Genomic DNA, 22,443 nt, shown 5'->3' with positions numbered 1-22,443 from the left:
CGTTGCGTATGGCAAGCATTATAACAAAGATAACAAAGCCCGCTCTGCTTGGCGCAACCCTTGCGGCCCGTTTGGAATGTCAGGCGGGGGCGAATCGTGCAGGGCGATGACCTTTGGGTGCACATAGCTGTTGCGTGCGATGGTTGGCGTGTTGTGCAGGCAATCGGCTGCGGCCTGTGTCATGGCCAAAATTGTAGGCGGCGTTTCTGATCGCAGCGCCACATCCAGCGCCGCAACCGATCCGTTCCATGTGCGAAAGGTCTTGGCTGTCAGCCCATCTTCGCCAGTCACATCCCGCAACCAGCTGTTCACATGTTCCGGACCGATGGACCTAAGTGAGCCATCCCCATCCACGCATTGCATAATCTCACCACCGGGCAAGTCATCCAGCCGGTGCAAAGCGCGGTGCAACCTGCGGTCTTGCAAGGTTTTGCGCACATCTTTGCCACCTTTACCTGTGTAAGCAACGTGCACTGTGCCTGCGTCAAAATCCACATGGCGCCCGCGTAAAGTGGTTGCCCCGAATGTCTTGTTCTCGGCGGCATAGTCTGGTGTTCCCACACGCAGCGACGCGCGATCTATCAGGCGCAAAACAACAGCCACCGTAAAATCTTCGCTTAGGTCGTCACGGGCGATGCCGCTGGCAATTTTACGTCTGATCGAAGGCAAAGCCGCACCAAACCGCGCCAAGTCATCGAATTTGGTCTGCGACCTGAACGCGCTGAAATCCGTGTGATAGCGATATTGCTTGCGGGTTCGGGCGTCGTAACCTGTAGCCTGCAAATGCCCGTTGGGACGGGGACTGATCCAGACCTTTTCATAGGCAGGTGGTACGGCCAAAGCATCTATGCGCTTTCGCTCTGCGGCTTGTTCGATGCGCGTGCCGTCAGGTGCGCGGTAGCTCCAGCCGCGGCCCGCTTTGCGTCGGGTGATGCCGGGGTGTGTGTCTGGGTACCACGTCAAGGTGTCTGGCAAATCTGTCTGCATAACTGACAAACGCCATACCCCACCTTTTGGTTCCCACAATCCGTAATCACCAGATCATAACCGACATCACGCGTAATTTGCGGCGTACGGGTTGGCATTCCGTATTCAACGAAGGGATGTGTGACACTATCCACCGGCTGCAAAAGGCCAATGGATGTAACAGTTTCAAGAAACGCACGCGCCACCACTTGCGCTTGTCTGTATTCTCAGAATAATCGGTACATGGAACACAAGACTTTCCCAAGCTGGCCCGATACCGCCCCCTATCTTATCGAAGTTGCTGCTGGCCGTGCGCCCGCGCAAACCGTCATTCGCGGCGGGATCTGGGTGAATGTCCACACGCGAGAGGCGCTCCCGGATCACGACATCGCCATCACCCATGGGCGGATTGCCTGCGTGGTGCCCGATGCCTCCCACTGCGTCGGTCCCGAAACCGAGGTGATCGAGGCCAATGGCCGCTACATGATCCCCGGCCTGTGCGACGGGCATATGCACATCGAATCCGGCATGCTGACCCCCGCAGAATTCGCCCGCGCCGTAATCCCCCATGGCACCACATCCATGTTCACCGACCCGCATGAGATCGCGAATGTTCTGGGCCTTGAAGGCGTGCGGTTGATGCATGACGAGGCGCTGATCCAGCCGATCAACGTGTTTACGCAGATGCCGTCCTGTGCGCCCTCAGCGCCGGGGATGGAAACCACCGGCTACGAGATCAGCGCCGAAGACGTGGCCGAAGCCATGACTTGGCCCGGCATCATCGGGCTGGGCGAGATGATGAACTTTCCCGGTGTCTCGAACGGCGACCCCAAAATGCTGGCCGAGATGGCCGCGACGCAAAACGCCGGCAAAACTGTGGGTGGGCATTATGCCTCACCGGACCTTGGTCCCGCCTTTGCGGCCTATGTCGCGGGCGGGCCCGCGGATGACCATGAAGGCACTTGCGAGGCCGACGCCATTGCGCGGATGCGCCAAGGGATGCGGTCGATGATCCGGCTGGGCAGCGCGTGGTACGATGTGGAAACGCAGATCACGGCGATCACCGAAAAGGGGCTGGATTCCCGCAACATGATCCTGTGCACCGACGATTGTCATTCAGGCACTTTGGTCAATGACGGGCATGTGAACCGCGCGGTGCGACATGCGATTGAGTGTGGTTGTGACCCGCTTGTGGCTTTGCAAATGGCGACGATCAACACCGCGACACATTTTGGGCTGGAACGCGAAATCGGGTCGCTGACGCCGGGGCGGCGAGCGGATGTGATCCTGACCTCTGATTTGAAAACACTGCCCATCGAACATGTGATGGCGCGGGGGAAAACAGTCTCTATTCAAGGCGAAATCCAAGTGGATTGCCCGCATCTGGACTGGCCGGAAAACGCGCGCAACACCGTACATATGGGCAAAACGCTGACGGGGTCAGACTTTGAGATCGCAGCGCCCAATGGTGCGAATTCCGTCACCGCAAACGTCATTGGCGTGGTGGAAAACCAAGCGCCCACCAAAGCGCTGAAAGCGGACCTGCCCGTGCGCGACGGGCTTGTGCAAAGCGAAGGCGACGTGTGCCAGATCGCGCTTGTTGAGCGGCACCGCGCGACAGGGGGCGTGGTGAACGCCTTTGTGTCGGGCTTTGGCTACAAGGGGCCAATGGCGATGGCCTCAACCGTGGCGCATGACAGTCACCACATGATTGTGGTCGGCACCGACCACGCAAACATGGCGCTGGCGGCAAACCGGCTCGCAGAAGTCGGCGGTGGCATCACGTTATATAAGGACGGCATTGAACAGGCTTTGGTCGAATTGCCTATTGCTGGCCTTATGTCCGACAGACCAGCCACAGAGGTCGCCGCCAAAGCCGACAAACTTATTGCCGCGATGGTCGATTGCGGCTGCACGCTGAACAACGCTTACATGCAACATTCGCTTTTGGCCCTCGTGGTCATCCCCGAACTGCGCATATCTGATCTGGGATTGGTCGATGTGCGAACTTTTGAATTTATCCCAATATTCGACGACGTATGAGAGAGAAAAGAATGACAATAATAAAAACACCAAACACACCAAAACCAGAACGCTTCACCGATGCCGCGGCCGCAGTTGATCGGTTGGAGGCGCTGTACACACAGGCCACGGAATTCCTATGCAAAACCTTCGCGGCTGCCCTGACCGAAGGCGCACCTGAGGGCCGCATGCGTGCCTTTTACCCAGAGGTGCGGATCACCACGACAAGCTACGCCAAAATCGACACGCGACTTTCCTTTGGGCATGTGTCGTCCCCGGGCACCTATGCTGCCACGATCACGCGCCCCGACCTGTTTCGCCATTATCTTATCCAGCAAATCGGCCTGCTGTTGGAACATCATGGTTGTGGCGTCAGTGTCGGGGCGTCCGACACGCCAATTCCTGTGCATTTTGCCGTTGCGAATGATGCCTCTATTACTGTGCCCCAAGAAGGGGCCGCCGACTTTACATTGCGCGATGTGTTTGACGTGCCGGACCTGAGCACCACCAACGATGACATTGTGAATGGCACCTATGTGTCGCCGGATGACACGCAACCCTTGGCACCTTTCACCGCGCAGCGCGTCGACTATTCCTTGGCGCGGCTTTCACATTATACGGCCACCGACGCCCGGCATTTCCAGAACCACGTGTTGTTCACAAACTACCAGTTCTACGTGTCAGAATTCGAAAACTACGCCCGTAAGATGCTGGACGACCCAAACAGTGGCTACACAAGTTTTGTGTCCACCAACAACGCGACAATCACCAAAGGCGATCAGACGTTGGAGGCTTCTGAGAAAATGCCGCAAATGCCGACTTATCACCTGACGCGGGCGGATGGGTCCGGGATCACGCTGGTCAACATCGGGGTGGGGCCGTCCAATGCGAAAACTGCAACGGACCACATCGCTGTTCTGCGTCCGCATGCGTGGTTGATGGTGGGGCATTGTGCTGGGCTGCGGAACTCTCAGGCCTTGGGTGACTTTGTGCTTGCCCATGCCTATCTGCGCGAAGACCACGTTCTTGACGATGACTTGCCAGTCTGGGTGCCCATCCCGGCGCTTGCAGAAATTCAGATCGCGCTGGAGCAAGCCGTGGCACAAGTCACAAAGTTGGAGGGTTATGAACTAAAGCGGGTGATGCGGACCGGCACCGTGGCAACAATCGACAACCGCAACTGGGAATTGCGCGACCAATCCGGACCGGTGCAACGCCTAAGCCAAAGCCGGGCGGTGGCGTTGGACATGGAAAGCGCCACAATTGCGGCTAATGGATACCGGTTTCGGGTGCCTTACGGCACGCTGTTGTGTGTTTCAGACAAACCACTGCACGGCGAATTAAAGCTGCCCGGGATGGCGTCAGACTTTTACAAAACGCAGGTGGCCAGCCATCTGATGATCGGGATACGGGCGATGGAGCATCTGCGCGAAATGCCGCTGGAACGCATCCAAAGTCGGAAATTGCGGTCATTTGAGGAAACGGCCTTCCTCTGACACCGAAAAAAACGCAAAAAACGTATATATTGAGGGTTTTTTTGAACACAATTCGTTGTGTTCAGACACAACATTCCGTTACATTCTGCGACAGAGGCCCAAAATCGGGCGGACGAAGGAGACCATAACAATGGCAAAACCAATGACAAAAACCCAACTCGTCGCCGCATTGGCCGAGGACATGGGGACAGACAAAAAAGCAGCGGGCGCAGCACTGGACGCAATGTGCGGCCTGATCACTCGCGAAGTGTCCGGCGGCGGTGCAGTGACTTTGCCAGGTGTTGGCAAAATCTATTGCCGCGAGCGTCCAGAGCGTATGGTTCGCAACCCTGCGACAGGTGAACAGTTCAAAAAAGAAGCAGACAAAGTGGTCAAAATGACCATTGCGAAAGCTTTGAAAGACAGCGTCAACGGCTAAGCCTGACAGCGTCTTTAGTATCGAAAAGGGTCGTCTTCGGGCGGCCCTTTTTTATGCGGCGGATGCACTGAAGTGCACCTTACCCCGGATCGCATCCGTTTGATAAAAATGGCCCTTACGATCCTTTAATCTGCCACGTTTCGCCAAATCCAACCGCCGCTTGCGCAGGCCTGCATTTTGGGAAAAGATCGCGCAAAATACAAAGGACTGCAGGCATGGACATTCGCGCGATCGGCATGGGGCTTTTGTTTGCCCTGATTTGGTCTTCTGCCTTCTCGTCCGCACGCATAATTGTGGCCGACGCCTCCCCTTTGGCATCCCTATCCTTGCGCTTTTTCATATCCGGATTGATCGGTGTTGCCATCGCACGCGCCCTTGGGCAAACGTGGCATCTGACCCGGGATCAATGGCGCGCCACATTTATTTTCGGGCTGTGCCAGAACGCCATCTACCTTGGGCTTAACTTTGTGGCCATGCAAACCATCGAAGCCTCTTTGGCGTCGATCATCGCATCGACCATGCCATTGATGGTTGCGCTGGCCGGATGGGTATTGTTTCGCGAAACCCTGCCACTTTTGGGTGTCGCAGGTTTGGTCTTGGGCGTGGTCGGCGTTGTCTTGATTATGGGCGCCAGACTGTCGGGCGGCGTTGACGTCTTCGGGCTATCATTATGTGTCATTGCAGCCGCAGCTTTGACAGTGGCCACCTTGTCGATGCGTGGCGCGTCATCCGGTGGTAATTTGATGATGGTGGTCGGGCTTCAGATGTTTGTGGGTGCAGGGGTTCTGGCGGGCGCATCTGCGCTCACCGAAACCATCACCGTGAACGTAACCCCGGAACTTGTGGCAGCTTTCATTTACACCACGCTGGCCCCCGGCCTGTTGGCCACCTGGATCTGGTTTGCGCTGGTGGCTCGGATCGGGGCAGTGCGGGCGGCAACCTTTCACTTTCTCAATCCCTTTTTCGGGGTCGCTATCGCGGCCCTTCTGCTTGGTGAACAACTGACCGCACGCGACATGATCGGAGTTGCAATCATTGCGCTTGGGATTTTGGCCGTTCAGGTATCGCGACAGCAGAAAACCTGATTTTGCGCCTTATCAGGGCCGTATTTTCGCGTTAACGTCTTGCGGAATTTAACACGTTTTGGAGTGCGTTTATGAACCGCCGTGCCTTTTGCTTGCTGTCTGTTTCGGCACTTGCTTTGCCCCATACAGCAATGGCGTATTCTTCCGTCACATTCCGCGCCGATGAATGGTCTGAATTGCGCAAATCGGATCAAACTCTTGTTTTGAATTTTCGGGCCAAATGGTCACTGACCTGTCAGATCAAACTTGAAATGATTGCCAAGCTGATTGCCGAAAATCCGGGCTACGGCCGACTGACTTTTGTGGACATTGATTGGGACACTTTCGGACAATCACAAATGACGCAGCGCATGAAGGTGACCCGCCGGTCGACTTTGGTTGTGATGAAAGGCGGACAGGAAGTCGCGCGCATCGTCAACGAACCCTATGAGCGTAAAATGCGCGCATTCTTGGATCAGGCTCTTGCAGCCTGACGCGAAGACGGATGACCATCCGCGCAAATATGCGTTTTTGTTGCTTCCTGGTTTTTCGCCTCTTGGATTTTCCTGTGCCATCGAAGCGCTCAGCCTGTCCAACCACCATCCGTCACGCACCCCCTTTTACCAATGGCGTTTGATCAGCGAAACGGGCGCGCCAGTACCGGCATACAATGGCGTCACGTTTCAAGTCGACTGCGCCCTGCCCGATCTGGACCGCCATGAAACGATCGTTGTTTGTGCCGGCGAAAACGTTGGGGAAGGCAGCACCAAACGCGTGTTAAACTGGCTGCGCCGCGAGTCCCGCAAAGGGATGGATATCGGGGCCTTGTCCTCGGGCACATATACGTTGGCCTTGGCAGGTTTGCTTGCAGGCAAACGGGTGACCACCCATTGGGAATATCACGGTGCCTTGACTGAAATGCTGCCGGATGTGGTCATCGAAGACAGCCTGTTTTCTATAGATGGTCGTATTTTCACCAGTGCAGGCGGGGCCGCGTCCATGGACATGATGCTGGCACGCATCCACGCAGATCACGGCACCGACCTGGCGACATGGGTCGCAGACCAGATGATTTACTCGACCCCCCGCCAACCCACTGCGGCCCAGCGCATGTCGGCCCAAAATCGTCCAGAGGCCCGCAACAGCAAGCTCGCGTTGGCGGTACAAATCATGGAAAACAACATCGAAGACCCCTTAAGTCCGGACGAAATCGCCGATGTCATTCAACTGAGCACGCGGCAGCTTGAACGCCTGTTTGCGAAGTACATCAACACCTCCCCCAAACGGTATTACTTGCGTCTACGCCTAAAACGAAGCCGCGAATTGCTTCGCCAAACCGCTATGTCTGTCACAGACGTTTGCGTGACTTGTGGCTTTCAGTCCCTGTCCCATTTTTCCAAAAGCTACCGCGCCGCCTACGGCATAAGCCCCGGTCAGGAAAAGCGTGGCCATGTGTTGGCTTGGGACCCACATTGATCCTTAACCATGTGGACGCTATGCAGTGACACAAGCCAAATTCAGAACGGATTTATTTAATGAATATCATGTTTGTGCACCAGAATATGCCCGGCCAATACCGCGAATTCGTACAATGGCTGGTTGGGCGCGGTGTCCACAACATTGTCTTTCTGACCCAGCGCAAAAACGCCCCCAAAATCGACGGGGTACGAACCATTGTTTACAAACCACACAACGTTGCCAAAGACGACGCCTACGGGCTGTCACGGACGTGGGAAAACGCCACAGGGTCCGGTTTTGGGGCGGCCCAAGCAGCCAGTAAACTGAAAGATACCGGATTTACCCCCGACATCATTATTGGTCATGTGGGCTGGGGCGAACTGACCTTTATGAAAGAGGTGTACCCGGACACACCCATCATCGGCTTCTTCGAATACTATTACAGCGCCCACGGCGGACCGGTAGGCTTTGATCCGGAAAGCCCAGTGTCCGCACATTCCCCCTATATTCTGGCCGCCAACAACGCTGTGCCTTTGGTAAACATCGAAGTCGTCGATTTGGGGCATTGCCCGACCTATTGGCAACGCGACCGCTTTCCCGAAAGCTTCCACGACAAATGCTATGTCTGTCATGACGGCATCCGCACCGACACGCTGTTGCCCGATCCAAACGTCGAACTGACGTTGGGCCGCGTGGACCGTGCGCTTACCCGTGCCGACGACGACATTGTCACCTACATGGCCCGCAATCTGGAAACCACGCGCGGCTTTCACCAGTTCATGCGTGCACTTCCCGGCATTCAGGCAGGCCACCCCAATGCCCGCGTGCTGGTGATTGGCGGCAACGACACATCCTATGGCGGCAAGTCCAAACACCCCGGCGGGCTGCGCGGGCAGATGGAGGCCGAAGTGGGCGATCGCGTCGATTGGAGCCGCGTGCATTTTCTGGGGCAAGTTCCGTTCGAGGACTACCAGAAGATCATCCAGATCAGCAAATGCCACCTATACCTGTCGATGCCCTTCGTGCTGTCGTGGTCCTGTCTGGAAAGCATGTCGATGGGGGCCACGATTGTGGCGTCCGATGTGGCGCCTGTCCGCGAGGCGATCACCCACGGTGAAACCGGTTTGATCGTGGATTTCTTTGATCCGGATGCGATTGCTGCGCAAGTTGTTGACGTTCTGCAGAATCCGGAAACCTACGCCCATATCGGGCCAGCCGCACGGGACCATGTGGTGAAAACCTACGACTTCCACACCGTATGCCTGCCCGAACACATTCGACAAATCAACGATCTGGTGCCTGAAGCAAAGCGCATGGCACTGCCATAAAGCTTGTTTCGATACACAACCTCTGCGTTAATCCCTGCATTGATAGATTTAACAGGAGGCAATTATGGCCGATGGAAACCCGCAAGGGATTGATGTTTCGCATTTTCAAGGCGACGTGGATTGGAACAAGGTTGCAGCAGGCGGGCAAAGCTTTGTCAGCATTAAAGCGACCCAAGGGCAAAGCGGCTATTCTGCCGCCAGCTACTACACAAACAATATTGAAAGGGCGCGCGAAGCTGACCTGATCTCGGGCGGGTATCACTTCTTTACCGGTGGCGATGATGGAAAAGCCCAAGCTGACTATTTTCTAAGCGTGGCAAAACCAAAGCCCGGTGATCTGTTGCCGATGCTGGATCTGGAAGAGACCAACGGCGCCAGTGCCAGCGTGATTGTCGAGGAAGCTTTGGCATGGCTAAGTGCTGTGGAAAAAGCCGTGGGCAAAAAGCCGTTCCTATACACCACAGCCAGCTTCTTTGCAGGGATCGGCAACCCGTCGGGTTTCGAAGATTACCCGCTTTGGGTAGCCAATTACGGCGTGTCAAAGCCACACATGCCACAGGGCTGGAAGATTTACACGATCTGGCAGCATTCCCAGTCAGGGTCATGTAGCGGCGTGTCCGGTAACGTGGATATGGACAGCTTCAACGGGCCGCGCAGCACCCTCGATGTCTTTCGCGTTTAGGGCATCAATCCCTAGTTTGTGGCCGCACTGACCACACCAAAGGATGCACCAACCAATTGCAAGATTGTGCGGGCGTTGGTCACGGGGCTTTCTGTGGCCAACACCAGATCCTTGTGATGGATCGGGAAATTGCGTGCCGAAAACAAGCCATCCGACGATGTCAGATCAAGCGTAAACACAACCCGCGTCTGGCGCGGGCCACGCACGCCGGGGCGCACAGCGGCATCAGAATATTCGCGCAAGATCAGGATGCCTTTGGGATCAGCACGGGTGTCGTTCACACCGCCAATAATAGACACCGCGTCCAAGGCAGACACTTGCGCTTGATCGAAGCGAAACTGAGCCTCTGAACCGGCAGCCCCGAGGGACAAGAAATAACGATCGTCTTCTTCAACAATAACTTTGTCACCACCACGCAAGCGCGTGTCCAGCGTCGGGTTTTCGTACAAATGATCAATGGACGTGCCATAAACCGTATGGCCACGCTGCAAACGCACCTGCGGGTTGCGCATATCTTTGGGCACACCGCCGCCAGCAGCGATTAGGCTCAGGACCGAAAAGTCATTGTTGGGCATCGGATAATTGCCCGGTGTGCTGACGCCGCCCACAAGATCAACCGAATTGCCACGACCGGCCGCCAGCGACAACTGAACCTGCGCAGACGGGGAAATAGACTCAAGCGACCGCTGGATAACGGACCGTGCTGCATCAGGGCTGCGTCCTGCGATGTTCACCTTGCCGACGTAAGGCACAAAGATAGACCCTGCGGGGCTGACGACTGAATCGCCCAAGTCCGCAGCAGGCTCTGACGGGCCTGTCAAAAGCGAATTTGCATCGCTGTCCCAGACCCGCAGATTGACCACATCGCCAGCGCGAATAATGTTGGTCGCAGCGCCGTGGCTGTGCTTGATCCAGTTGTAGGATTTGGTGTTTGTGGCGGGCCACGTGGCGACACTGGGCAAGAATGCCTTGGTCACGGGGTAAATCGCAAAGCCTGCATTCTCGTCATCTGCTTCGCGCAAAATCTCGTTGTCGACGGCAGCGCCACGCGGCAAAGTCGAACATCCTGCAAGACCCAAAGCCAAGCAGAACCCCAAGGTTCGCTTAATATTCAACAGCATAGCAACTCTGCCCTTTTTCGATTTGCGCCTACGCACCAATGACTTTTTCGGTTATTTCCCCCCAAGGGCATCCGAAAGTATTGGAAATTTGTTGCGCGCAGGATACTGCCTGAAAGCATGTCGTCAATAGATGCCTCACACCTGCGCACATTATCCAAAATCGTTGTCGTCGGGGCAACGGGTCGGTTGGGGAAATGCATCCGCCCTTATTGGAAAGATTTGCCCGTTTTGTGGCAATCCAGACGTGTAGAATACGGTTTTGAGACCGTTGACGTGTTGAACGATCCTAAAGGCATGCGGCAGCTAATCAATGGTGCGGATGCCGTGCTGTGTCTGGCCGGTGAAACCTACAAACCAAATGCGAATATGGCACTCAACGTCGATCTGGCACGTGCTGTTCTGGACGCTGCGCGGGACACTGCCGCAGGACGCGTTTTTCTTGCCTCGTCCGCGGCGGTTTATGGCGCGGCCAATGGTCTATTGACCGAAGACGGCCCCGCCATACCCCAAAACGACTATGGCCGCGCCAAACTGGACATGGAACACATGGCACAAGCGCATTTGCACCCCAATACAGCATTGCGTATTAGCAATATCGCTGGTGCCGATGCCATTCTGGCAGGGTGGACACCGGAAATGGCATTGGACCAGCTTGAAGACGGCCGCGCACCGCGACGCAGCTACATAGGGTTGGAAACTCTGGCGCGTGTTTTGATGGGTTTGATGGGGCAAAGCGATTTGCCCAAACGCTTGAATGTTGCAACCCCGGGTCCCATTGGAATGGACAGTTTGCTGGATGCTGCAGGCTTGGCCTATACCTACCGCGCACCCGCAACAGGGGTGATTGGCTGTGTGAACCTGTGCACCAAGAGACTGCAAAACCACGTCAAACTGATGCCGGAAGACAGCGCACCCGAAACAATGGTGGCCCAATGGCGGCGCAGTCAGGACATCCAATGACGTGGCGCAAACGCATATTCGATCTGTTTTTCGCCAGCCTTTTGGTGATAATCCTTGGGCCTGTGATTGCAGTATTGTGTATCTACATCCTGATCAAACAGGGACGGCCATTGTTTTATGTGGCGGAGCGGATGAAAACACCGGATCAATCGTTCGGGCTTTGGAAGTTCCGCACCATGACGGTGGTCGACACCGACGCGGGCGTGTCAGGCGGAGACAAAACGGCACGCATAACCCCCATTGGCGCAAAACTGCGGTCGAAACGTCTGGATGAATTCCCACAGCTTTGGAATATCCTGAAAGGCGACCTTAGCTTTGTGGGGCCGCGCCCGCCCTTGCGCGAATATGTCGACCGTTTCCCCCAGACTTACAAAGACGTGTTGAAATCACGGCCCGGTGTGACGGGGCTTGCCACCATCCGCTTTCACAAACACGAAGACATGCTGCTGGCGCGGTGCGAAACGGCAGCGCAAACCGATGATATCTACACCCGAATCTGTGTGCCGCGCAAAGCACGGCTGGACCTGATTTATCAGCGCAATCAATCAACCTGTTACGATTTTGATCTGGTTTTTCAGACCATCGGGAACCTGTTTCGGCGGAAAAACAAGCGTTAGAACGCCTAATGCGTTGCTTTTAAGGGTTTTCCCCTCAAATCAGTGGCCCATTTCAGCAACTATGGGTAAAGTCGGCAGGAACAGTTTTAGGTAAGCTTGTGCATCTATTGAACTTCATCAAAGCGCTGAGCCGCGCACAAAAGCGCAACATTATGCTGGCGGTGGACCTGATCCTGGTGCCTGTGGCCATGGTTTTTGCGTTCAGCTTGCAGGTGTCCCCGATGATGGCACAACAAGTTGCGCTGCAAAACATGCCCGTGTTGGCGGCACTGCTTGTTATTTCGGTTTTGGTGTCAATCTGGCTTGGGGTCTGCGCCATTCAGCTAAGCGCCTATGATGCGACATCCATCGGCACCACTGCGATTTTTGCAGGCCTTCTGGGGGCCGCTTCCTTTGGATTGTCCAGCCTGTTCGGGCCTGCTTTGCCCTTTGGCACTCATGTTGTGTTTGCTCTTAGCTTTCTGGTGCTTTCGGTTGTGGTTCGGGCCTTGATGCTGAAAGTCGTGCAAGCGGCGTATCGCAGATCCAAAGACGCCATTCGCGTTTTGATTTACGGGGCGGGTGCCACTGGCACGCAACTGGTGTCAGCACTGCGCAATCACAAATCCATCATGCCCGTCGCATTTCTGGACGACAACGCGGCGATGCATGGCATGACGTTGTCCCACCTGCCCGTCCATTCGCCAGTCCGCCTGCACCAGATCGTTGAAAAAATGCGGATCGACCGGGTGCTGCTGGCGATGCCGTCACTCAGTCAGCCACGTCAGATGCAAATTGCACATCGCCTGCAAGAACAAGGACTTGAAGTACAAGCCCTGCCATCGTTCGCGCAATTGATTGGCGAAGATACCCTGATCGACCAACTGACATCGCTTGAGCCGAACGTGTTTTTGAACCGTGACGAAATGTCGGAAACCTTCGACGATTCGCGGTCAAACTACACAGAGCGGAACGTGCTGGTAACAGGCGCTGGCGGATCCATTGGATCAGAACTTTGCCGTCAAATTTTAGAATGTCGCCCCGCCAAACTGGTGCTTTTCGAATTGTCCGAACTGGCGCTGTTTCGCATCGACATGGAATTGGCACAGATCGCTGAAAAAGCGCAGATCACCATCGTGCCAGTACTAGGGTCCGTTACCGACGCGCGACAGGTCCGCAAATTGCTACAAGATCACGACATTCAGGTCGTGTTGCACGCCGCCGCCTACAAACATGTGCCGTTGGTCGAAGCCAACCCGCTGTCCGGGCTGGCCAACAACGTGCTTGGTACGCAAACCATCGCCCAAGAGGCCGTGGCCGCCGGCGTAGAACGCTTTATGTTGATTTCATCCGACAAAGCCGTGCGCCCCACCAATGTGATGGGAGCCTCCAAACGCCTTGCCGAACTGGTGGTTCAGGACCTCGCAACACGGGCCAATCCGCCCAGCGCAGGCAACGCGGGCACTGTTTTGTCCATGGTCCGTTTTGGGAACGTGCTTGGGTCTTCGGGATCTGTGGTGCCCCTGTTTCAGGACCAACTGCGCCGTGGTGGACCGCTGACAGTCACGCACCCGAATGTGGCGCGCTTTTTCATGACGGTACAAGAGGCCGTAACGCTGGTGTTGCGGGCCGGTGCGATGGCCCAGGGTGGCGAAGTCTTTGTGCTTGATATGGGCAAACCGGTTCCGATCGAACGCCTTGCGCGCCAAATCATTGAAAGCGGCGGTTACACCGTGCGCGACAAAGCCAATCCCGATGGCGATATTGAAATTGCGTTCACTGGACTAAGACCCGGTGAGAAAATGATGGAAGAACTGACGCTGTCCGGCAATCTTCTGGGCACTGGTCACTGCAAGATTTTCTATTCAGACGAAGCACAATTGTCCGAAATCGAAGTGGCCACCGCCACACGCGCACTACGCGAAGCCATGGTCAACGGCGACGAAGACGCAGCGCGTGATGTGGCCCGACGCTGGGTCGAGGGCTACGGCAGCACCCGCACAATTCCCCCTTTTTCGGGATACACGACGATAACCCCCGTTACTTAATAGTCACTTGATTGCCGCGGTCTGCCCCCTGTTGCAGGCATGAGGCGCACAAACAATTGATTGAACCACCGTACCGTGATGTAAGCGTGGGCAAATAATGCTTTTCCACAGAGGTCATTTATGCCGCTTCACCGCACGACATTTCAGGCTTTCACACTGAAGACAGCCAAACGGATCGCCGTGACGTGTGCTGCGATTGCCATGACGGGGCAGTTGGCCAGCGCCGAAGAAAAATCGACGCGGCTTTTGCATAAAAACCAACCCTCGCAGAACTTCTACGGCTTGCCTGGCTTGATCGATATGCCTTCGGCCGAGGCGTTGCCAGACGGCCAGTTTGCCGTGACGCTGTCTTACTTCGCAGGCATCAGCCGCAACACGATCACTTTTCAGGCCACCCCGCGCCTGACAGCCAGCTTTCGCTACGCAGGCACCAAAGACTTCAACATCGGCGGTTTTGTCGATTACCGCGACCGCAGCTTTGACATCCGTTATCTGGCCGTGCGCGAAAAACGGTACATGCCGGCATTGGCCGTGGGCTTGCAGGACTTTGCAGGCACCGGCATCTATTCGGGCGAATACGTGGTCGCCACCAAAACCTTCAACAATCCGCTCAGCCTGCCGGGCACCATCAAAGTGACCGCTGGTGTGGGTTGGGGCCGATTGGCAGATGGTGGTGTGTTTGATCCAGCGCGTCCGCGCTTTACCGGCGGCACCAGCGGTTCCAACGGCGGTAGCCCCAGCTACGACACGTGGTTTCGCGGCAAAGCATCGCCCTTTGCAGGCATCGAATGGCAGGTCAACGACCGCTTGGGGCTGAAGCTCGAATATTCATCCGACACTTATGACCGCGAAGTGCGCCAAGGCGTGTTGGAACGTAAATCCAACATAAACTTCGGTGCGGAATACCAGTATTCAGAACGCGTGCGTTTGGGGGCCTACTATCTTTACGGGTCTGAGTTCGGGATCAACGCCCAAATCCAGCTGAACCCGCGCCGCGCCCTGAACCCGTTGCGCGTATCGGCGCCACGTGCGGTTGTCGTGCGCCCCACACGCAAAGCCAACCCTGAAGCATGGCGCACAGACTGGGCGCAAAGTGCATCCGCGCCCACGCAATTGCGCGACCTGTTGATGCCTGAACTGCAAAACCAAGGGCTAAAGCTTTATGCGTTGTCTGTTACCGCATCCTCTGCGGAACTGCGGTTCATCAATCAACGCTATCAATCCGATTCCATCGCGGTTGGCCGTGCCGCACGCAGCTTGGCACGGATTTTGCCGCCTTCGGTTGAGACGTTCAAATTGGTGATTGTGCAGAACGATCTGCCTGTGTCTTTGGTCACCATTCGCCGGTCCGACCTTGAAGCATTGGAATTCCAACCCGATGCCGCCGACGCCCTGTTTGCCGTGACCGGATTCGGAGACGCAACGCCGCAATTGGTGGGTGAAGTACGCCCCGAAGACGCAACACCGAAATTCAGCTACTCGATCGGGCCCTATGTCGATCCAAGCTATTTTGACCCCGACAAACCCGTGCGGGCTGACGCAGGTATTCGCGCCGCAGCCAGCTACAAGTTTGCGCCAGGCTGGAAATTGGCAGGCTCTATCAAACATCGTTTGATCGGCAACATCGGCGACAGCACACGTACTTCGAACTCAGTTTTGCCACGGGTGCGCACCAACGGGCTGCTGTATTCTCAAGGCTCTACGACGCGCCTAAGCCAGCTGTACCTGTCCAAACAGTGGAAACCGGGCAACAGCACCTATGCAAGGGTGACAGCAGGTTATCTAGAGCAGATGTTTGCGGGCGTTTCTGGGGAATTACTTTGGAAACCATCCGCCAGCCGCTTGGCGCTTGGGGTTGAAGCCAACTATGTGAAACAACGTGACTTTGACGGGGCTTTCGGGCTTTTGGACTATACTGTCGCGACAGGGCACGTGTCGGCCTACTATGAATTCGGCAACGGCTACCACGGTCAATTGGATGTGGGACGCTATCTTGCGGGTGACATCGGCGGCACTGTAACGCTTACACGCGAATTTCGAAACGGTTGGGCCGTGGGTGGGTTCTTTACATTGACGGACGTTTCATCAGCCGATTTCGGGGAAGGGTCATTCGACAAGGGTATCAATCTGACCATTCCGGTAAACTGGTTCCTTGGCAAACCGACGCAGCGCACAATTTCAACCACCATCCGCCCGATCCAACGCGACGGCGGCGCACGGTTGATCGTGCCGGGACGATTGTATGAACAGGTACGGGGCGCTCAGAAAAAGGCCTTGTCCAGCGATTGGGCGAGGGTCTGGGAATGAAGCATCTGACAAAAATCTGCGCAGGCCTTTGCCTTGGCCTACTGGCGGCATGTTCCGGCGGGGAAGACAGTTCAAACAGCCAAACCGCCGTTCTGAAAGAGCTGCGCACAGTTGTAAAAGAAAACCGCAAGTCGCGCAAAGCACCAGCAACCAAATTCCAGATAACGCGGGCAATTTTGGACCTGCAAACCGTAGGCTCGCTAGAAGTCACAGTCGAATCCACCAATCAAACCGCCTATCTTATTCCTGGCGCGTTTCGGACAGATCACCTGCCCGGCAAGATCGCAGTGTGGCGGACAATTACTGGCGAAAACGTGGTGTTGCGTGAAGGTGTTTTGATCTCGACGCGCGGACTGGGCCGTGATTTGGCCTCAAGCGACGCATCCGCATCCCTTCGCGCGATCAAAGCACGCGGGAACGGCGGCGGTGAACGACGTATGCAGGTGCGCAACGACGTTAACGGCGCGTTCGATCTGTTGCTGCAATGTGAAACGGCTGTCGTTGGAAATGAAAGCATCGACATCATCGAATTACGATTTCAGACCCTACATCTGCGCGAAACCTGCCAGTCAACATTGGGAACTGTGCGCAACGACTACTGGGTGAATCACTCCGGCAAAGTCCTGCAATCACGGCAATGGGCGGGGCCGGATCTTGGATACCTTAAAATTCGGTTGCTTAAATAGGACGCTTTGCGGCAAAAAAAGCACTCAATTTTGTATAGAAAGTGTGATTTTCCCCTGCAAAATCCTAAGTAGTTGTGTTACCGAACAAACAAGATTAATCTCGACTCATCAGATCTGAGGAATTCAAATGAAAAAAGCATATGCATTGACGGCGGTTTTGGCCCTGTTGGCAGCGCCAGTCGCAGCCCAGCAATTGCCAACAAACAACACCGTTTCCGGCGGTCAGGGCGACGTGAACCTTGACGGTCAAGCCATCACAGCAGCGGCCTTCGGCCTGACAGGCACGGTAACAGCCGTTGCAATCGTCGGTACCGTTCTGTTCGTAACAGTCGTAACAGACGACGGTGAAGAAGTAGTCGTGACAACGACAGCACCAAGCTGAACGCTACAGCGCTGTTGCACTGAGTTATTGAAACGGGCGTATCTATCCAGATGCGCCCGTTTTCTTATGCCACAACCGTTTCTACCCTGCGACCTGGCTCAGCGCCTTCTCGACAGCATCCATGATTTTAGCGGATTGCGGTTTGGTACTGGACCGCCAAGTCCCCACCACATTGCCCTCCCCGTCCAACAACACTTTGTTGAAGTTCCAGTTCGGCACAAAACCTGTTTGCGCGTTTACGTATTTGTAAAACGCATGGGCATCTGACCCTTTGACATGGGTGATGTCCGCCATGGGCACATCCAAAGCAAAGTTCAGATCACAGAACTCTTTCACATCCGCTGCGCTTTTCAGTTCCTGATTAAAATCATCCGAAGGGACAGCCAACACAATCAAGCCCTGATCTTTGTAGCGATCATACAACCCCTGAACCCCATCGTATTGATAGGTGAACCCGCATTGCGATGCCGTGTTCACCACCAGCACAGGATGGCCGGCCCAATCCTGGAGATGCAACATCCCGCCATCAATCGATGCAAACGACACGGCTGGCATATCGGCCTGCGCTGTTGTGCCCAATGCTATGATACTTGCAACAAGTCTCTGTTTCAGCATGTGATGGCTCCCTTTTATGTGAATGATACGCGGACCACTCTGTGACAGATCACCCTTTGATTTTTGCGCAAACGCACCATCTAATAGAACAAGCCAAGAAAAGGACATTGCGCCATGACCCAATACACCAAAAACCCCGACGTCATTGCGACCCTCTCGCCCGAAGAGTTCTATGTGACACAAGAAAGCGGCACAGAACGGCCCGGCACCGGAAAACTGTTGAACAACAAGGAACCGGGCATTTATGTAGACATCGTATCCGGTGAACCCCTGTTCGCTTCCGGCGACAAATACGAAAGCGGTTGCGGTTGGCCCAGCTTCACCAAACCTATTGTGGACGCCTACGTCGAAGAATTCAGCGACAGCACACTTGGTATGGTACGCACGGAGGTTCGTTCCAAACACGGCGACAGCCATCTGGGGCATGTCTTTCCGGATGGTCCGCGGGATCGTGGCGGATTACGTTACTGCATCAACTCCGCCTCCTTGCGGTTCGTGCACCGCGACGACATGGAGGCCGAAGGATATGGCGATTACATCAATCAGGTAGAGGACGTGGCATGACACAAGAACGCGCAGTACTGGCAGGCGGATGCTTCTGGGGAATGGAGGACCTGATCCGCAAGCGCCCTGGCATCCTGTCGACGCGGGTTGGTTACACAGGTGGCGACGTTCCCAACGCGACATATCGTGATCATGGAACACACGCAGAAGGGATCGAAATCATCTTCGACCCCTCGGTGACGACCTATCGTGAAATTTTGGAATTCTTCTTCCAAATCCACGACCCGACCACTCCAAACCGGCAAGGCAATGATCGCGGACTAAGCTACCGGTCTGCCATCTACTACGTGAATGAAACCCAGAAAGACGTGGCAGAAGACACAATCAAAGATGTAGATGCATCGGGGCTGTGGCCGGGAAAAGTGGTGACAGAAGTGGAAGCCGTATCAGACTTCTGGGAAGCCGAACCAGAACACCAAGACTATCTGGAACGGATACCAAATGGCTACACCTGCCACTTCATCCGCCCGGGCTGGGTGCTGCCAAAACGGGCTGCAGAATAAACCCCGTTTTCTTTTCGCTTTAAATATCCCGGGGGTTTGGGGGCTGGCCCTCATTGCTGCCTTGTTTGCGAGCTGGCCTCCAATTTACAGGGCGTTCGGCGTTAACCGGTTATTCCGCGACTCTTGGACGCCCGGCAGCCTCAACTGTCAAAAACGCCTCTACAAACACCTCGCGGGCTTCTGCCTGCGCGGTGCGAATATCACGCTCCACACGCAATTGAATGTCTTCGGCACCGGCCGCTTGCGCATCTGACACAGCACGTTTCCCCAGAACATCCTCCAGATGTGCCAAGGCGACATCGGAGGACCCGAAATCTTCAATTCCAGTATCCAGATGTAATCGGAACAAACCCTCGCTGGGCGACGTAATTGATCCGCTCACACGCATCGTAACGCGGCCCACAACTGCACCAATCGCATTCGCAACACCGGCATGGGCAGGCAAAATCATTTCGCAGCCCATCAAGTCACCCACAGCAGGATAATAGCTGGCAGCAGAAGCTCCAAGACCAACAACAGGCACATTCAGCCCCGCATCAAGCCGCAACAAACCACGGTGCGTGCGCAAACCACGTTGGGTCAAAATGTGACGGGCCAATACGTCCTCAGGCAGGCCAAAATCTTCAGCTTCTTCTGCAAAAGCAGCCTCTAACAAGGCCAAACCTGTTTGATGGGTCAACTGGTCGACGATCATCCGTGCCATGATCGCAGGGTCTTTCGCCAGAATGTCGCCCGCACCTGTGCGCCTGCGGCCAAACACAATCAACGCTTTTTCGGCGGCATCCTTGTCCCAGACGTCCACGCGGCCCAGAACATGGCTCGCGTCAGAAGGGGTTACGGCAGACACCTGAACCAACCCGCGTTCAACCAAACGCCGCAATGCCGCCGTTTCCGCGCGGCTTTTCAAGACGTCACCCAATGGATGCACGGCGTGGCCTATTCTGGCCAGCAAGGCTGCATCACGATCAGAAATGCCCTCTTCGCTTTGCCCCTGCACGGCGCGGACAAAACGCCCGTCATGATCGCCCGGCGTGGTGCTTCGCAATTGGCTATCCAAAGCTTTGTGCACAACCTCAGGTGCATCCACGGCCATCAAAGACACAGGCACAACACGGCGCGGCCCAAGGGTCACGCCACCTTGCAGTCCTTCACTTAGAAAATGCACTTCGCTGTCACCACCCAAGCCTGTGGTGCGCATGGCGACGGCCTCGACCATAGTGCGGTAGGGGCCGACGCGTGCACCGCCCGGATCAATGGCAGGCCGCCCGTCTCGCAAAATCGCAACATCCGTGGTGGTGCCGCCTATATCGGAAACCAGCGCATGATCTGCGCCCGTCATCCAGCGTGCACCCACGATGGACGCGGCAGGGCCGGACAGAATTGTTTCAATGGGACGGGACCGTGCCTGAACGGCTGAGATCAACGCGCCATCACCACGTACAACCATCATGGGTGCCGAAATACCAAGGCCCTTCAATGTGTCTTCGGCGCGGCCAATTAACCTTTCAATCATTCCGATAAGACGCGCATTCAGCAAAGCGGTCAAAGCGCGTTTTGGACCATTCAATTTGGCCGACAATTGATGCGACGAAGACACAGGCAAGCCTGACAATTGCGCAATCAAAGCCGCCGCTTTCAGCTCGTGCGCGGGGTTGCGAGTGGCAAATTGACTTGCAACTGCAAAGCCACTGACAGCAGACATATGTGTCTCTACAAAGGCTTTTAGTGCGTTTTCATCAAGAGGTGCGACCTCACCGCCTGCATGATTGTGGCCGCCCTCCAAAACAATCGCAGGATCGCCTTTCAACGCATCTGTCAGACCGTGCTTGTCCAGGTCCTGGGCGCGAAAGCCGATGTAGATCAAAGCAACTCGACCACCCTGGCCCTCCACCAATGCGTTGGTGGCTAAAGTCGTGGACAAAGACGCCATGGATACGTCGGCAGGATCCACACCGGACTGCTGCAAAACCGATCCGACAGCCCCTCCTACGCCAATCGCCAAATCATGGCGTGTGGTCAACGCCTTGGCAGACGCAATAATCTCGCGCTCATCCCTGATTAAAACGGCATCAGTGTATGTGCCGCCGGTGTCTACACCCAAAAGTATCGCCATGGTCTGCCTCTTATTCTTTAAACCGGCATAACGGTTAAGTGCGACACGTCTTGTCCAGTTGCGTCACAGCCCAACGCGCTGCGTCAGATACGGTGGCATCAGGGTCCTCACACAAAGCTTGTGCCGCATCGCGGAACGTCAACACCCCGGAATTTCCGATGGCGTATAAAACATTGCGAACAAATCGATCACGCCCGATGCGTTTCACCGGTGATCCGGAAAACTTGGCCCGGAACGCGGCATCGTCCAAACCAACCAGTGCTGCTAAATCGGGGGCCGCCAAATCATCACGGGCGGCGTACCGGATGTCCGACGCTGCAACAGCAAACTTATTCCACGGGCAAGCTGCCAGACAATCGTCACACCCATAGATGTGATTGCCCATCAAAGACCGCAGCTCCTCGGCAACGGGACCTTTGTGCTCGATGGTCAAATAGGAAATGCAACGGCGTGCGTCTAACTGATAAGGCGCGGGAAATGCATCTGTTGGACAGGCATCCAGACAGGCACGGCACGACCCGCAATGATCGACCTCGGGGGTATCAGGGATCAAATCCAGCGTGGTAAAAACAGAGCCTAGAAAGGCCCAATTGCCCCAATCACGACTGACAAGATTTGTGTGCTTGCCCTGCCAGCCCAAACCGGCGGCCATGCCCAAGGCCTTCTCCGGCACAGGGGCAGTGTCCACGAACACCTTCACCTCGCCACCTGCCTCAGCGATCAACCACCGCGCCAATCGCTTCAGGCGCTTTTTCACAATGTCATGATAATCGCGGTTCTGGGCGTAGACGGAAATCGCACCCTTTTCAGACATGGCTAAAACGTCTCGGGGATCAAACTCGGGGGCATAGCTTTCGGCCAACATCAAAACAGACCGTGCGTCAGGCCACAATGCAGACGGATCACCGCGCCATGCGATACGGTCGGCCATCCAGCCCATCTGGCCATGAAATCCGGCGTCGACAAAGGCTGACAAACGCGCAGGAACGTCTGGCACAGCATCAGGCCGACAGACACGCGCCATCACAAAGCCTTCTTCAAGGGCACGGGCGACAAGACGGTCTTTCAAATCGTCCATATCTTCTTTTCGCTAAAAATATCCCGGGGTCCGGGG

21 protein-coding genes are annotated in these 22,443 nt (G+C 55.6%); 16 read left to right on the top strand and 5 right to left on the bottom strand.

The window, feature by feature from the left end; genetic code table 11:
- Positions 1 to 18: 18 nt before the first annotated feature.
- Positions 19 to 987: a DNA topoisomerase IB gene (locus ASD8599_RS01265; protein ID WP_108826861.1), complete on the bottom strand. Its 969-nt coding sequence runs from the start codon at positions 985 to 987 to the stop codon at positions 19 to 21.
- Positions 988 to 1,209: 222 nt separating this feature from the next.
- On the opposite strand from ASD8599_RS01265, the gene ade reads away from it, so the two are divergent.
- The 8 genes from ade (at position 1,210) to ASD8599_RS01225 (ending at position 9,434) form a co-directional block, all read left to right on the top strand.
- The gene (ade, locus tag ASD8599_RS01260; protein ID WP_108826860.1) at positions 1,210 to 3,009 is read left to right on the top strand and encodes an adenine deaminase; all 1,800 of its coding nucleotides are present in this window, start codon (positions 1,210 to 1,212) and stop codon (positions 3,007 to 3,009) included.
- Positions 3,010 to 3,020: 11 nt separating this feature from the next.
- Positions 3,021 to 4,484: an AMP nucleosidase gene (locus ASD8599_RS01255; protein WP_108826859.1), complete on the top strand. Its 1,464-nt coding sequence runs from the start codon at positions 3,021 to 3,023 to the stop codon at positions 4,482 to 4,484.
- Positions 4,485 to 4,614: 130 nt separating this feature from the next.
- Positions 4,615 to 4,902: an HU family DNA-binding protein gene (locus tag ASD8599_RS01250; protein ID WP_108826858.1), complete on the top strand. Its 288-nt coding sequence runs from the start codon at positions 4,615 to 4,617 to the stop codon at positions 4,900 to 4,902.
- Between the two features lie 215 nt (positions 4,903 to 5,117).
- Complete coding sequence (locus ASD8599_RS01245; protein WP_108826857.1) at positions 5,118 to 5,987, top strand: DMT family transporter; 870 nt, start codon at positions 5,118 to 5,120, stop codon at positions 5,985 to 5,987.
- 71 nt (positions 5,988 to 6,058) lie between these two features.
- The gene (locus ASD8599_RS01240) at positions 6,059 to 6,460 is read left to right on the top strand and encodes a thioredoxin family protein (RefSeq protein ID WP_108826856.1); all 402 of its coding nucleotides are present in this window, start codon (positions 6,059 to 6,061) and stop codon (positions 6,458 to 6,460) included.
- On the top strand, positions 6,450 to 7,442 hold the full coding sequence (locus ASD8599_RS01235) for a GlxA family transcriptional regulator (RefSeq protein WP_245925899.1): 993 nt from the start codon (positions 6,450 to 6,452) through the stop codon (positions 7,440 to 7,442). Before ASD8599_RS01240 ends, ASD8599_RS01235 begins: the two co-directional genes overlap by 11 nt.
- Before the next feature lie 59 nt (positions 7,443 to 7,501).
- On the top strand, positions 7,502 to 8,752 hold the full coding sequence (locus tag ASD8599_RS01230) for a glycosyltransferase family 4 protein (RefSeq protein WP_108826854.1): 1,251 nt from the start codon (positions 7,502 to 7,504) through the stop codon (positions 8,750 to 8,752).
- A gap of 64 nt (positions 8,753 to 8,816) precedes the next feature.
- The gene (locus tag ASD8599_RS01225; protein ID WP_108826853.1) at positions 8,817 to 9,434 is read left to right on the top strand and encodes a glycoside hydrolase family 25 protein; all 618 of its coding nucleotides are present in this window, start codon (positions 8,817 to 8,819) and stop codon (positions 9,432 to 9,434) included.
- 11 nt (positions 9,435 to 9,445) lie between these two features.
- Here the strand turns inward: ASD8599_RS01225 and ASD8599_RS01220 are convergent, their stop codons facing one another.
- Positions 9,446 to 10,555, bottom strand: coding sequence for a polysaccharide biosynthesis/export family protein (locus ASD8599_RS01220; RefSeq protein WP_108826852.1), 1,110 nt, complete (start codon positions 10,553 to 10,555; stop codon positions 9,446 to 9,448).
- Positions 10,556 to 10,672: 117 nt separating this feature from the next.
- Between ASD8599_RS01220 and ASD8599_RS01215 the strand changes: the two genes are divergently transcribed.
- The 6 genes from ASD8599_RS01215 to ASD8599_RS01190 all read left to right on the top strand — a co-directional run bounded on the left by ASD8599_RS01215 (position 10,673) and on the right by ASD8599_RS01190 (position 17,534).
- A complete protein-coding gene (locus tag ASD8599_RS01215; RefSeq protein WP_108826851.1) occupies positions 10,673 to 11,515 on the top strand; it encodes an NAD-dependent epimerase/dehydratase family protein in 843 nt (280 codons plus the stop codon).
- Positions 11,512 to 12,132 (top strand): sugar transferase, encoded by a 621-nt coding sequence (locus ASD8599_RS01210; protein ID WP_108826850.1) that lies wholly within the window; start codon positions 11,512 to 11,514, stop codon positions 12,130 to 12,132. The genes ASD8599_RS01215 and ASD8599_RS01210 overlap by 4 nt, the downstream gene beginning before the upstream one ends.
- Positions 12,133 to 12,230: 98 nt before the next feature.
- Positions 12,231 to 14,159 (top strand): polysaccharide biosynthesis protein, encoded by a 1,929-nt coding sequence (locus ASD8599_RS01205; protein ID WP_306418859.1) that lies wholly within the window; start codon positions 12,231 to 12,233, stop codon positions 14,157 to 14,159.
- Between the two features lie 120 nt (positions 14,160 to 14,279).
- The gene (locus ASD8599_RS01200) at positions 14,280 to 16,466 is read left to right on the top strand and encodes a YjbH domain-containing protein (protein WP_108826849.1); all 2,187 of its coding nucleotides are present in this window, start codon (positions 14,280 to 14,282) and stop codon (positions 16,464 to 16,466) included.
- Positions 16,463 to 17,152, top strand: a complete 690-nt coding sequence (locus ASD8599_RS01195) for a YjbF family lipoprotein (RefSeq protein WP_108826848.1) — start codon at positions 16,463 to 16,465, stop codon at positions 17,150 to 17,152. Before ASD8599_RS01200 ends, ASD8599_RS01195 begins: the two co-directional genes overlap by 4 nt.
- 127 nt (positions 17,153 to 17,279) lie before the next feature.
- Positions 17,280 to 17,534 carry a hypothetical protein gene (locus ASD8599_RS01190; RefSeq protein WP_108826847.1) on the top strand — a complete coding sequence of 85 codons (255 nt, stop codon included), beginning with the start codon at positions 17,280 to 17,282 and terminating at the stop codon, positions 17,532 to 17,534.
- A gap of 81 nt (positions 17,535 to 17,615) precedes the next feature.
- On the opposite strand, the gene ASD8599_RS01185 is transcribed toward ASD8599_RS01190, so the two are convergent.
- Positions 17,616 to 18,149, bottom strand: coding sequence for a glutathione peroxidase (locus ASD8599_RS01185; protein ID WP_108826846.1), 534 nt, complete (start codon positions 18,147 to 18,149; stop codon positions 17,616 to 17,618).
- 114 nt (positions 18,150 to 18,263) lie between these two features.
- On the opposite strand from ASD8599_RS01185, the gene msrB reads away from it, so the two are divergent.
- Positions 18,264 to 18,713 carry a peptide-methionine (R)-S-oxide reductase MsrB gene (gene msrB / locus ASD8599_RS01180; protein ID WP_108826845.1) on the top strand — a complete coding sequence of 150 codons (450 nt, stop codon included), beginning with the start codon at positions 18,264 to 18,266 and terminating at the stop codon, positions 18,711 to 18,713.
- Positions 18,710 to 19,216: a peptide-methionine (S)-S-oxide reductase MsrA gene (msrA, locus tag ASD8599_RS01175; RefSeq protein ID WP_108826844.1), complete on the top strand. Its 507-nt coding sequence runs from the start codon at positions 18,710 to 18,712 to the stop codon at positions 19,214 to 19,216. Before msrB ends, msrA begins: the two co-directional genes overlap by 4 nt.
- Positions 19,217 to 19,325: 109 nt before the next feature.
- Here msrA and ASD8599_RS01170 read toward each other — a convergent pair whose 3' ends face one another.
- Entirely contained in the window at positions 19,326 to 21,329 is a 2,004-nt protein-coding gene (locus ASD8599_RS01170; protein ID WP_108826843.1) for a hydantoinase/oxoprolinase N-terminal domain-containing protein, read from the bottom strand.
- A gap of 34 nt (positions 21,330 to 21,363) precedes the next feature.
- Entirely contained in the window at positions 21,364 to 22,407 is a 1,044-nt protein-coding gene (gene queG, locus ASD8599_RS01165; protein ID WP_108826842.1) for a tRNA epoxyqueuosine(34) reductase QueG, read from the bottom strand.
- Positions 22,408 to 22,443: the final 36 nt, after the last annotated feature.

It is taken from the genome of Ascidiaceihabitans donghaensis (genome assembly GCF_900302465.1).
Taxonomy (GTDB): domain Bacteria; phylum Pseudomonadota; class Alphaproteobacteria; order Rhodobacterales; family Rhodobacteraceae; genus Ascidiaceihabitans; species Ascidiaceihabitans donghaensis.
The sequence above is the reverse complement of the archived record's forward strand: the minus strand, read 5'-3'. Positions and strand labels throughout refer to the sequence as shown.